The sequence below is a fragment of the Luteibacter sp. OK325 genome, assembly GCF_003050935.1.
GTDB lineage: Bacteria > Pseudomonadota > Gammaproteobacteria > Xanthomonadales > Rhodanobacteraceae > Luteibacter.
Genome location: NZ_QAOX01000001.1, coordinates 910,758 through 923,045, shown reverse-complemented (window position 1 = coordinate 923,045; position 12,288 = coordinate 910,758). Strand labels below are relative to the sequence as shown.

Below are 12,288 nucleotides of genomic sequence, written 5' to 3'. Positions count from 1 at the left end.
AGGCCACATAAGACATGGGCCGCGAAGCGGTCTTCCGCACCGAGCGCGGAGGACTGTCTGAGCAGCGAGGGTGGGCACCGAAGGCTCTGCGCCGCCACGTCACCGAACGCGGAGGACTGTCTGAGCAGCGAGGGTGGGCGCCGAAGGCTCTGCGCCGCTACTCGACGTCCCCGGAATTCCGCGATGAACCAAAAAAAATCCCGCCGGGCCCTTGAGATTACGTATATCATCTTCATTAAAAGTACGTTCGTAATTTCACTATCCAGCAGGTACCGCCGTGGCCGCCGTCATCGATACGCCTGTCCCCCAAGCCGTCGGACGAAAAAAGAGCTTGAAAATCATTGGCCTGCTTGGCCTCATCGTGATCGTCGGCCTGTATGGAGTTCATTGGTGGACGACCGGGCGGTTCATCGAGGACACCGATGACGCCTACGTCGGCGGAGACATCACCGTGATCGGCTCCAAGGTGCCCGGGTACATCCAGGGCATTGCCGTTACCGACAACCAGGCCGTCCACAAGGGCGATCTCCTGGTGAAGATCGACGATCGCGATTACAAGGCAGCGCTGGAAAAGGCCGAGGCGGCCGTGGCGGCACAGGAAGCGTCGTTGCGCAACCTGGATGCGGTGGCCCAGTTGCAGCACAGCGTGATCGCGCAGGCCCAGGCCGGCCTGTCGGCGGCCCAGGCCGAGGCGAACCGCTCGAAACTGGACGACCAGCGCTACCGTGACCTCGCCGGTCGCTCGGCCGTCTCCGTGGAAAGCGCACAGCGCGCCCAGGCGGACTTCCAGACGGCCCACGCGGCTACCGATCGCGCTTCGGCGGTGGTCCAGGGTGCGCAGCGCCAGCTGGACGTCATCGACACGCAGAAGCACCAGGTCGAAGCCGCACTTAGCCAGGCACACGCCGAGGCAGATATCGCGCGGTTGAATCTCTCCTACACCGAGCTGCGCGCGCCGGTAGACGGCGTCATCGGCAATCGTCGCGCGCGCGTGGGGACGTATGCCGCGGCAGGTAGCCAGATGCTCGTCGTCGTACCCGCGCATGGTCTCTGGGTGGATGCCAATTTCAAGGAAGACCAGCTCGCCCGCATGAGCGTGGGGCAGGTGGTCGACGTCCGCGCCGATGTGCTGCCGGGCAAGAGTTTCAAGGGCCACGTGACCAGTCTGGCACCGGCCACGGGCGCGCAGTTCAGCGTGCTGCCGCCGGAGAACGCCACCGGCAACTTCACCAAGATCGTCCAGCGCGTACCGGTCCGCGTCACTCTCGACGGTAACGACGGCGACCTCGGTACGCTGCGTCCGGGCCTTTCGGTTACCGCGACGATCGATACCAAAGCGCCATGAGCCCGATCGCTCATCTCACCCAGGGTCAGAAGGTGTTCGCATTCGCGAGCATGTGCCTGGGCATGTTCATCGCATTGCTCGACATCCAGATCGTGTCCGCCTCATTGCGCGATATCGGCGGCGGCCTCTCGGCTGGGGCGGACGATACCGCCTGGGTGCAGACGAGCTATCTCATCGCCGAGATCGTGGTGATTCCGCTCTCCGGCTGGCTGAGTCGCGTGTTCTCTACACGCTGGCTATTCGCCGTCTCGGCCGCTGGCTTCACCCTGACCAGCCTGCTGTGCGGCCTGGCCTGGGACATCCAGAGCATGATCGTGTTTCGCGCCGCGCAGGGCTTCCTTGGTGGCTCGATGATCCCGATGGTGTTCACCACCGCGTTCGTATTTTTCGAAGGAAAGAACCGCGTGGTGGCGGCGGCGACGATCGGCGCGCTTGCTTCGCTGGCGCCGACCCTCGGACCGACACTCGGCGGCTGGATCACCGATCACTATTCCTGGCACTGGCTGTTCTTCGTCAACCTGGTTCCCGGCGCGTTCGTGACGATTGCCGTTCCGATGCTGGTGAAGATCGATGAAGCCGATTTCTCCCTGCTCAAGGTGGGCGACTGGCTGGGCATCGCGTTGATCGCCGCCTTTCTGGGCTGCCTCGAGTACACGCTCGAAGAAGGCCCGCGCTGGAACTGGATGCAGGACTCGACCATCCGTACCACGGCCTGGATCACCCTGATCTCCGGCGTGCTCTTTGTCTGGCGTGGGCTTACCGCCGAGCACCCGGTCGTGGATCTTCGTGCTCTCAAGGACCGCAACTTCGCGCTGGGTTGCTTCTTCTCCTTCGTCACCGGCATCGGTCTGTTCGCGACCATCTACCTGACGCCGCTATTCCTCGGGCGCGTGGAAGGCTACAGCGCATTGCAGATCGGTAAGGCCGTGTTCTCCACGGGCGTCTTCCAGATCCTGACCATTCCGATCTATTCGATGCTGGCCAACCGCGTGGACCTGCGTTGGTTACTGATGATAGGCCTGGCGCTGTTCGCCGTGTCGATGTTCGAGTTCACGCCGATCACGCACGACTGGAGTGGTACGGAGCTGTTGCTTCCCCAGGCGCTTCGCGGCATGGGCCAGCAGCTGGCTATTCCGCCGACGGTGACGCTCACCCTGGGTGGACTGCTGCCTTCGAAGCTCAAGCAGGCGTCCGGTCTGTTCAACCTCATGCGCAACCTCGGTGGCGCGATGGGCATCGCCGGATGCGCAACCATCCTCAGCGATCGCACCAACCTGCATTTCTATCGCCTTGCCGAACACCTGACCCCGACCAACGAAGCGATGAACAGCCTTCTGCCCAACCCGGCGGATACCGAGAACTACACCGCTGCGTTGCAATCGCTCTGGCAACTGACGTTCCGTGAGGCGCAGACGCTGACTTACAGCGACGCCTTCCTCTCCATCATGGTGTGCTTTGTCATCGCGACGGTCATGGTGCCGTTGATGCGCAAGGTGCAGCCGCCCAAAGGACCCTCCGCCGATGCGCACTAAACTAATCTTTACCTTGTTCGCCGTAGGTCTCGCGGGATGCACGGTCGGGCCCGATTACGTACGGCCGGACATCGCCACCCACGCGACGTGGCACGAGGCCGATGCCCTGGCCGCACGCCAGGTCGCCGCGCCGGCGCCATCGCTGGATGCCTGGTGGAAAGGGTTCAACGATCCCGAACTGGTCACCATCGTCGATCGCGTGATGGCACAGAACCTCGATCTCGCCGCTTCGACGGCGCGGGTAGAGCAGGCGCGTGCGGCGGCGGCGCACGCACAGGCCGATCGCATGCCGAGCGGAAGCTTCGACGGCAGCGTCGCCCGGCAGCACCAGTCCACACGCAGCCCGCTGGGCAAGATCGCCAGCGCCTTCCCGGGCTACACCCGCAACCAGACGATTCAGGATGCCGGTGCGGGTGCCAGCTGGGAGCTGGACCTCGCCGGCGGTCTGCGCCGCGGTGCCGAAGCCGCCGACGCGGAGTACCAGGCCGCCGAAGCCACGCATGTGGGTGTGCGTATCTCGCTGGCGGCTGAAGCTGCCGACGCCTACTTCCGCGTGCGCGGTGCACAGGAACGCATCACTATCGCCGAAGAGCAGATCCGCAACGAGTCCGGCCTCGTCGATCTGGTTCGCATTCGCACGGAACATGGTGTCGGCACGGCGCGCGAGAACGCCCAGTCCGAGGCATTGCTTCTGCAGGCAAGGGCGACGATCCCGCCGCTTAGGATCGAACTGGAGACGCAGCTCAATCGCCTCGACGTGCTCATGGGCGCCGCGCCGGGAACCTATGCGGCGGAAATCGGCGGGGCCGGAAGGTCCTACGTGGTACCCGGTGTGGACGCTGCGGGTGGCCCGGCCGCACTGTTGCGTCGTCGGCCGGACGTGATCGCCGCAGAGCGCGCGCTGGCCGCCAGCAACGCGCGCATCGGCGTCGCGGTGTCCGAGTACTACCCCTCGATGTCGCTGTCCGCGCTACTTGGCTTCAGCACGCTCGGCAGCGGTCACCTGCTTACGGGTGTCGCCTTCCAGCCGCAGGGTGCGCTTGGCCTGCACTGGCGCCTCTTCGACTTCGGTCGGGTCGATGCCGAGGTACAGCAGGCAAAGGGCGCCAACGCCGAGGCGCTCGCTAAATACCGCGGGTCCATGCTGCGCGCGACCGAAGACGTAGAAAACGCCATCGTGTCCCTCAGCCAGCTCGAAGCCCAGCATGCGCTGCTGACTGACGAGGTGGACGCGCACACCCGTGCCCGCGACGCGGCGCAGGACGCATACAAGGGCGGCGCGATCAGCCTCATCGAAGTGCTCGACGAGGACCGCCAGCTGCTCGCCTCGCGTGACCTGCTGTCACAGGTCCATACCAACGACGCGCGTTCCGCCGTCGCCGCCTTCCGTGCCCTCGGCGGTGGCTGGGACGCGCCGCGCGATGACGTTGCCACGACGGAACACTGAGCCATGCGCTACGACAAGGAACACAAGGACCAGACCCGCCAGCGCATCGTCGAGACCGCCGCCTTCCGCTTTCGCGAACACGGCATCGAAGGCGAGGGCGTGAAGTCGCTGATGGCGGCGGCGGGCCTCACCAACGGAGCCTTCTACAACCACTTCGAATCCAAGGAAGACCTTGCCCGGGAGGCGGTTACCGCTGCGCTCAAGGAACGCGTGGCGCGGCTCCGGCATTGGATAGACACAGGGCAGGGACTTGGCGGCCTCATTCGCAGCTACTTCTCGACCCGCCACCGTGACAACCCCGGCCTGGGTTGCCCCTCGTCGGCCGTGGCCGCTGAGGTGGCTCGCCACTCCGACCCGGTGCGCGAGGCCTTCACGGAAGGAGTGAACGAGTTCCTCGATCTGGCCGCCACGCAGTGGCCGGCGCTTCCGGCGGTCGAGGCACGTTCGCGTGCCATCGCCCTGTACGGGCTGATGGCAGGCACCATGCAGGTCGCCCGCGCGACCAATGATCCGGCCATGTCGGAAGAAGTGCTCGCGGCCGGTCGACGAGCGGCTCTCGAACTGGCAGGCATCGAAGAGGGATAATGCGGTCCTGACCCAAAGCAGGACCCCGTCATGGCCGTCGACACCGCCGAGAACGTCGGCAAGCGTTTCTCCCTCGAGCAGATGCTCGGTGCCCGCGAGCAATCATGGGTGGCCTTGCGTGACATCGCCTCGCGCGTTGCAGCGGGGATGAGCGAGCCTGAGGCCGTCGATCTCGCTGGTGAGCGCCTCGCCGCCGCCGGCATGCAGCGCATCTGGCACCCGAGCATCATTCGCTTCGGTGCCAACACGCTGAAGACGTTTCGTCAGCGCTCCGCGCCGGATACCGTTCTCGCAGCGAACGACATCTTCTTCATCGACCTGGGGCCGGTCTTCGACGGCCACGAAGGCGACGTCGGCGATACCTTCGTGGTCGGCGACGATTCGATGATGCACGCCTGCTCGGAAGCGTCACGCGAGCTCTTCGCGCGTACGGCGGCGCGATGGCGCGAAGGCGTGACGGGCGTGGCCCTGTATGACTACGCCAGTGCCGAAGCCGAGGCCATGGGCTGGCGCCTCAACCACGCTACCAAGGGGCATCGGGTCGGCGACTATCCGCACGCCGTGCACAAGGCCGGCGCGCTCGGTGGTTTCGACGCCGTGCCCGTACCGGGACTATGGATCCTGGAGATCCAGATCGCGCATCCGACCTTGCCGATCGGGGCGTTCTACGAAGACCTGCTGATAGCGTGACTGGCGATTTTGTCGGTGTCGTGCGTCAATCGGGGTTTGTCCCGACGCGAGGCACCAAGGATGGATCGAGTTAGTAGAGCGTTTCTTCTGGCATGTGTTGTCTGCCTGGGTTTTCTCGGGGCCGCGTGCTCGAAGGCGTCACCTGAAGGCCCGGCTGCCGCTGCGAGAGTCCAGGCAGCTCCGATGCCGACCGAACCACCGGCGCCTCCGCCCTACGCGCTGGACGACACCGAAGTCCGCACGCTGCGTGCCGATGGAACTGGCCGCGACTATCAGGTCCTCGTCAGCCTCCCGCCTTCTTACAGGAAGGACCCGAATCGGCGGTACCCGGTCATCTTCGTGACTGATGCCAACTACGCTTTTCCGTTGATTCGCAGCATCGGCCGACGCGTCGGCGATCACGGTGACGGCACCGAGGACTTTATCCTCGTTGGCCTCGCATACGCCGTCGGCGACACGCCCGAGTACAGCCGTCGACGCGATTACACCCCGACGCCGCACGGCAGCTCAGATGCCGTTTCCGATATGCCGGGGCGTCCGGTGGTCTATGGCGAGAGCGACATCTATCGCCGCTTCATCAAGGATCAGGTCTTCCCCCTGGTCGCGGCGAACTACCGCGCTGACATGAGCCGGAAGATCTACGCCGGTCACTCTTACGGCGGTCTCCTGGGCCTCGACATGCTCATCGCACAGCCGGACATGTTCCAGTACTACATTCTCGGAAGCCCGTCCCTGCAGTTCGATCGCCAGGTCGAGTTCGCACGCATGCACAAGGCCACGTCGACGCTGAAAGACATGCCGGCCAATGTGCTGATGGTGCTCGGTGCCTACGAGACCGTCGAACCGTCGGCGCGTGATCCGCGCTTCAACCGCAGCGTCGACATGGTGCGCAATGCGCGCCGTTTCATGGACGAGCTCAAGGCGAAGCGATATCCCGGGCTGCATATCCAGATGACGACCATTCCGGACGAAGATCACCTCACCGTGTTTCCTGCGGTCATCACGCGGGGACTGCTCTGGGCGTTGCCGGGCAAGCGGGACCTACAGAGGTAAGTCGCACATCGATCTGCGAAAAATCGGCATTGCGGTGTATCAACGGCACGTTACCGGTTCTGATACGCCGTCGTTCCCTTTGGATGGCCAGACCCGTTAGGATCGAACGTTCGTTAATGTCGAACCGGAGATCGCGATGGGGTTTCGCAAGTTGCTTGGGAGCGCGGCACTGGCCGCGCTGCTCTCCACGAATGCGCTGGCGGCGCCCCCTCCCGGTTACTCGGGTAACCCCGTGTTTCCCGGTTGGTACGCCGATCCGGAAGCCGCCATCTTCGGCAACCAGTACTGGATCTATCCGACCACGTCGCTCGCGTACAGCGAGCAGACCCATTTCGACGCGTTCTCGTCGCCCGATCTCGTCCATTGGACGAAACATGCCGACGTGCTCGAGATAAAGGCGATTCCCTGGGCGAAGAAAGCGCTCTGGGCGCCGGCCCTGGTCGAGAAGGACGGCAAGTACTATTTCTTCTTCGCCGCCAACGACATCCAGAATGACAAGGAAGTGGGCGGCATCGGCGTGGCCGTGGCCGACAAGCCCGAGGGGCCGTTTAAAGACTTGCTAGGCAAACCACTGGTCGGCGCCTTCCACAACGGCGCGCAACCGATCGACCAGTTCGTCTTTCGTGACGACGACGGTACGTACTACATGATCTACGGCGGCTGGAAACACGCGAACATCGTCAAGCTGAAGTCGGACTTCACCGGCGTCGAGCCGATGGCCGATGGCACGGTGTTCAAGGAGATCACACCCGGGCCGGAGTATGTCGAAGGCCCGTTGATGTTCAAGCGCGACGGGCACTACTACTTCATGTGGTCGGAAGGCGGCTGGACCGGTCCCAACTATTCCGTCGCCTATGCGATCGGCGATTCACCGATGGGCCCGTTCAAGCGCATGGGCACGATCCTCAAGCAGGACCCGAGAATCGCCACCGGGGCCGGCCATCACTCGGTGTTCCACGTCGCCAGGGACGACAGCTGGTACATCGTCTACCACCGGCATCCCCTCGGCGACACCAAGGGCAACGATCGCGTGACGTCCATCGACGTCATGTCGTTCGCCAAGGACGGCAGCATCCTCCCGGTCAAGATGACCAACGAAGGTGTCAAGGCGATTGCCCTGCGCTGATCGGCCCCGTGCTGATCGACTCAGGGAAGGGTGACGATCACCTTTCCGGCGGAACGGCCGCTCTCGACCAGGTCGAGGGCGGCATTGCCGTCAGCGAGCCGAAAGCGCTGGGAGGACAACACGGGCACCAGTTTGCCTGCATCGGCGAGGCGCGTCGCTTCGGCCATGATGCGTCCATGCTGCTCGCGCCCGTTGCCCGTGAGCAGCGGCGTCAGGGTGAACACACCTGAGTACGTCGCCGAGCGGAAGGACAACGGCGCGAGCGAGTGCGTACCCCAACCGAGGCTGCTAACCACGTGGCCGCCGTAAGGTCGCGCGGCGATGAAAGAGGCGTCGAGCGTCGCGCCACCGAGGGTGTCGTAAACGACGTCGAACCCCTCGCCGTTCGTGTACTTACGGACGATCGCCTCGATGTCATCGACGTGCCGGTCAACGGCAGTTGCGCCCATGGCCGTGATGGTTGCCAGCTGGGCAGCGCTGCCGGTCGCGACGACGCGGGCACCAAGCGCCACCGCCAGCTGGATCGCCATGCTGCCGACACCGCCCGCGCCACCGTGCACTAGCACCAACTGCCCAGCTTGCAGCTTGGCGCGGTCGACCAGGCCTTCCCAGGCGGTGATGAAGCCCAGCGGGATGGCCGCAGCATCAGCGAGGGGGATACGGGAAGGAGCGCGAGCAAGCAACCGTGCGTCGACGCTCGCAAATTCAGCGAGCGAGCCCTGCACACCACCGACGCCGCCGATCATGCCGTAGACGGCGTCGCCCGGCGCGAAGCCTTCGACGCCATCGCCCACCGCTTCGACCGTCCCCGACATATCGATGCCCAGCACGGCCGGTGCCGGTTGTCGGGCATGCGCGGCCTGGCCGGCGCGGATCTTCGTGTCCAGCGGGTTGAGTCCGGCGGCCCGGACACGGACGAGGACGTCGCCGGGGCCCGCAACCGGGCGCGGAAGCTGGGTCAGGACCAGCGGGCTACCCGGCGCGTCGAGGCGCAGGGCGGACATCGGGTGGGAGGTGGTCATGACGGGCTCTTATGGGCGACGGTGTCGTCCTTGGTCACTACGTTAGTCCTTCAATCACGCATGGAGAATGCCCAGGATTGCACGGCATGCATGCATAAATGCATGATGCAGCATGGAATGGAGCGACCTGCGCGTTTTTCTGGCGGTGGCACGCGGCGGCACGCTCGGCGCCGCCGGGCGCGAGCTTGGCCAGGCCCAACCGACCATGGGCCGGCGCATCCGTGCGCTCGAGGCGGACCTTGGCCAGACCCTGTTCCAGCGAACCAGCGTGGGTTTCGTCCTCACGGATGAAGGTGCGGCCGTCCTGGCGCATGCCGAGCGCATGGAATCGGAAGCCCTCGGCATCGCCCGTGCCGCCAGCGGCCACGCAGGCGAAATCGAGGGAACCCTGCGCGTGTCGTCTTCCGACTGGTTCGGCGCGCACGTGCTGACGCACGCCGTCGCGGCGATGCATCACCGCTATCCGGCTGTGACGATCGAACTGGTCACGGATGCACGATTGCTGAGCCTCGCGCGCCGCGAGGCAGATCTCGTCTTTCGTATCGCACCGTTCGACGAGCCGGACATCGCACAGCGCAAGCTGCTTCACATGCCCTACGCCGCCTACGCGGCGGCGACGCTCGACGATACGGGGGCACTCCAGCGCATCACGATGGACACGGCATTCAGCGACATGCCCGACGTGGCGTGGCTGCAGGCGCGCATGCCGGGAACACACGTCGCGTTTCGCAGCAACAGCCGCGAAGCCCAGGCACGCGCGTGCGCGCTTGGCGTGGGTATCGCGGTGTTGCCCTGCCCACTTGGCGACGCGACGCCGGGGCTCCGCCGCGTCGATCTTGGTGAATCACCTCCCGGTCGCGACGTATGGCTCGGCTACCACAGGGACCTTCGACATCTCCCGCGCCTGCGCGCCTTCATTGACGAAGTGTTTCTTGTGGGAGCCGGCTATGTAGGAGCCAGCTATGTAGGAGCCAGCTATGTGGGAGCCGGCTGTGCCGGCGATCCCGCGGCAGCGGGCCAGGGCGCCGCGAGCACCCATCGCCGCTGAAGCGGCTCCCACAGGGTGGACCACAGGGTGGACCACAGGGTGGACCACAAGGCGGGCCGCAGGGTTGCCGTCACGTCGAATCAGTCACGAGTATCGTCGACGATTTCCACGTTCGGAAACGCCTTGCGCACGCAGCTCACATAGTCACCCGGCTTCAACCCGGAGAACGGTGTCTGGTAACCCACCAGCTTGCACCCGGCCTGCTCGGTCCAGTTGTTTTCCCAGTAGATAGGCAATGCCCCGGCACCACCTTCGGCAAACTGTTTCATCCCTTTACAGCCAAGTACTTCATCGGCCGCCACGGGCACGCCGAGCGTGGCGGCGAACGCGCGGTAATAAGTAATGCGATTGGCCGACTGCGCATGCTCCGCGCTACCGCCGCATTCGACGCCGCCGTTGATGATCTGTGTGGTCACGCCGAAACCTGGCACCAGGCCGGCAGCGCGATCGGCATCGTTGGGCTGCCAGGTGCCGTCGATCACGTGCAACATCGAGGGCTTCGGTGGCTGCGGGTAGGTGAAGAAGAATGTGGCGCTGGCGAGGTTGAGCCACGTATCGGCCACCCGTTCCGGCGCGTCGAGCAACGCGCCGACATCACCGTACATGGCCTCCGAGAAGGGGCCGTAGTTGTAGTTGTACGACAGCTGCTTGGCACCCCGACCGAAGTAGCTCTTATACGTACCATCCGGATACTTGCCGCACGGCCAGGTCTGGACTATCCAGCCATCCACCTTGCACTCGCCGTTGTAGCCGTCACGTGCGCCTTCGTTCCAGCCCATCTCGCGCACATAGGCGAGTGCCTGACGGAACTCCTCGATCGGGCGCCAGGATTCGTGAGCGCCGGTTTCCTGGGCGAAGTGCGCGAACATCGTCGCGAGCGTCTTCCGGCAGATGGCTTCGGCGTCCCGACCATCGGTGTAGTCGTCGCACACGGCGGGGAACTTGGCGACGGCCTGAAGGAAGCCGCGATAGGTATATTCGGGCGCCCGCAACGGAAACAGGTACTCGAAGCGCGATTCGTCGATGATCGCTTCGACGCGTCGAACGTTCCGCGGGTTGCCGGTACGCCGGGGCGCCACGGCTTCCACGCTTGCGTTGTCCAGCGTGCGAATGGATGCGCGCACGGCCGTCATCAGCGGGTCGGAGGTCAGGCGCGCCTCCTCGGCGAGCAAGGTACTCAGCCATACCTTGCCCGGCTCACCCGGGTCCGGATGGCCCGGATCGACCGGATCTCCCCCAGGGCAGCCGGTGGGCGATCCCTGTGCGGCAACCTCCCATGGCGTGTCCCAGGGATTCGGGGCAGTGGCCACTTCGTCCGGCGTATGGCCGGCCTCCACCCACCATTTGGCCCTGAAAACGTCATTCTTGTAAGCGACCACGCAGTTCTCGGTATACGTGCGCGCCGGACTGTATTCGAGTGCCAACGAGAGACCGGGTACGGCAAGGGAAAACAAGGCGAGGGCGGGGCGGGTTGCCCGGTGATGCAGGATGTTCATGATGGCCTCCATGCGGCGTTGTCAGGTTCGATCGAAGCGCCGTAACGGCGCCCATCCACCGTAGCCGTCGCCGCACATGCAGCACATCGGATATGTCTGATTCTTCGCCGTTGTCGATCATCCGACGCTGCTGGCCCGTCACTTTCATCAGAACTGTGAAATCCAGTGCGTATCCGGCTACGCCGCGGCGCACCATGACGCTCGACATTTCAACCCGCAAGGATTGGTTACAATCGGCTCACGGGCAGGGGACGACGTCCCCAAAGGGAGTAAGTGAGCATGCGTTACGAGAAAGGTCACAAGGAGCTGACTCGGCAGAAGATCGTCGAGGCAGCCTCCGAACGTTTTCGCGCCGACGGTATCGATGCGGTCGGCGTCGTCAGTCTGATGAACGATGTCGGCCTGACCCAGGGTGGTTTCTACAACCACTTCGGATCGAAGGAAGACCTCGTCCGGGAGAGTGTCGCCAACGGCGCCAGCAGCGCCGCCGAACGGATGGCCGCGCGCATCGCGGCGTCACGGGGCGAGGGCTATCGGGCGCTGGTCAACGGCTATCTGTCCGTCGAGCACCGCGACCATCCGGAAACCGGCTGCGTCGCCGCCGCGCTATCGGCCGAGATGGGTCGTCGCCCTGTGGAGACGCGCGCCGCCTTCACCGAGGGCTTCGGCGAGATGGTGGACGTCATCGCAGGGACACTGCCGGATGCCGTGCGTGGCAAGCGCCGCCGTACGCTGTCGATGGCGGTATTCGCTTCGATGGTCGGTTCGCTGTCGCTATCGCGTGCCGTCTCCGAACCGGCACTGTCGGACGAGATCCTGGCGCTCGGTCGCCAGTCCGCACTGGAACTGATCGAAGCCGGCTGACCGGCGCGCCAGGATGGGTGGCCGGCCCACGGCCGTCGCCCGTCCTGGCGGCTACATCGCGGTGGTTCTGTCCAAAAACG

11 protein-coding genes are annotated in these 12,288 nt (G+C 64.8%); 9 read left to right on the top strand and 2 right to left on the bottom strand.

The genetic code is table 11. From position 1 onward, the window contains the following. Nucleotides 1-331 precede the first annotated feature (331 nt). The 7 genes from C8J98_RS04005 (at nucleotide 332) to C8J98_RS03975 (ending at nucleotide 7,778) form a co-directional block, all read left to right on the top strand. Nucleotides 332-1,345 (top strand): HlyD family secretion protein, encoded by a 1,014-nt coding sequence (locus C8J98_RS04005; RefSeq protein WP_233260096.1) that lies wholly within the window; start codon nucleotides 332-334, stop codon nucleotides 1,343-1,345. After that, complete coding sequence (locus tag C8J98_RS04000; protein WP_107911050.1) at nucleotides 1,342-2,877, top strand: DHA2 family efflux MFS transporter permease subunit; 1,536 nt, start codon at nucleotides 1,342-1,344, stop codon at nucleotides 2,875-2,877. The genes C8J98_RS04005 and C8J98_RS04000 overlap by 4 nt, the downstream gene beginning before the upstream one ends. Further along, a complete protein-coding gene (locus C8J98_RS03995) occupies nucleotides 2,867-4,324 on the top strand; it encodes an efflux transporter outer membrane subunit (RefSeq protein WP_107911048.1) in 1,458 nt (485 codons plus the stop codon). Before C8J98_RS04000 ends, C8J98_RS03995 begins: the two co-directional genes overlap by 11 nt. A gap of 3 nt (nucleotides 4,325-4,327) precedes the next feature. Next, nucleotides 4,328-4,909, top strand: coding sequence for a TetR/AcrR family transcriptional regulator (locus tag C8J98_RS03990; RefSeq protein WP_107911046.1), 582 nt, complete (start codon nucleotides 4,328-4,330; stop codon nucleotides 4,907-4,909). Between the two features lie 30 nt (nucleotides 4,910-4,939). After that, on the top strand, nucleotides 4,940-5,599 hold the full coding sequence (locus tag C8J98_RS03985; protein ID WP_233260095.1) for a M24 family metallopeptidase: 660 nt from the start codon (nucleotides 4,940-4,942) through the stop codon (nucleotides 5,597-5,599). Nucleotides 5,600-5,782: 183 nt separating this feature from the next. Next, complete coding sequence (locus C8J98_RS03980; RefSeq protein ID WP_107911045.1) at nucleotides 5,783-6,652, top strand: alpha/beta hydrolase-fold protein; 870 nt, start codon at nucleotides 5,783-5,785, stop codon at nucleotides 6,650-6,652. A 136-nt stretch (nucleotides 6,653-6,788) separates the two neighbouring features. Continuing rightward, nucleotides 6,789-7,778, top strand: a complete 990-nt coding sequence (locus tag C8J98_RS03975) for a glycoside hydrolase family 43 protein (protein ID WP_107911043.1) — start codon at nucleotides 6,789-6,791, stop codon at nucleotides 7,776-7,778. Nucleotides 7,779-7,798: 20 nt separating this feature from the next. On the opposite strand, the gene C8J98_RS03970 is transcribed toward C8J98_RS03975, so the two are convergent. Beyond that, nucleotides 7,799-8,800 carry a zinc-dependent alcohol dehydrogenase family protein gene (locus tag C8J98_RS03970; protein ID WP_107911041.1) on the bottom strand — a complete coding sequence of 334 codons (1,002 nt, stop codon included), beginning with the start codon at nucleotides 8,798-8,800 and terminating at the stop codon, nucleotides 7,799-7,801. A 112-nt stretch (nucleotides 8,801-8,912) separates the two neighbouring features. On the opposite strand from C8J98_RS03970, the gene C8J98_RS03965 reads away from it, so the two are divergent. Next, complete coding sequence (locus C8J98_RS03965; RefSeq protein WP_107911039.1) at nucleotides 8,913-9,848, top strand: LysR family transcriptional regulator; 936 nt, start codon at nucleotides 8,913-8,915, stop codon at nucleotides 9,846-9,848. Nucleotides 9,849-9,928: 80 nt separating this feature from the next. Here the strand turns inward: C8J98_RS03965 and C8J98_RS03960 are convergent, their stop codons facing one another. After that, nucleotides 9,929-11,344: a glycoside hydrolase family 19 protein gene (locus C8J98_RS03960; RefSeq protein ID WP_107911182.1), complete on the bottom strand. Its 1,416-nt coding sequence runs from the start codon at nucleotides 11,342-11,344 to the stop codon at nucleotides 9,929-9,931. A 279-nt stretch (nucleotides 11,345-11,623) separates the two neighbouring features. Here C8J98_RS03960 and C8J98_RS03955 point away from each other — a divergent pair, with 279 nt between their 5' ends. Continuing rightward, complete coding sequence (locus C8J98_RS03955) at nucleotides 11,624-12,208, top strand: TetR/AcrR family transcriptional regulator (protein ID WP_107911037.1); 585 nt, start codon at nucleotides 11,624-11,626, stop codon at nucleotides 12,206-12,208. Nucleotides 12,209-12,288 lie beyond the last annotated feature (80 nt).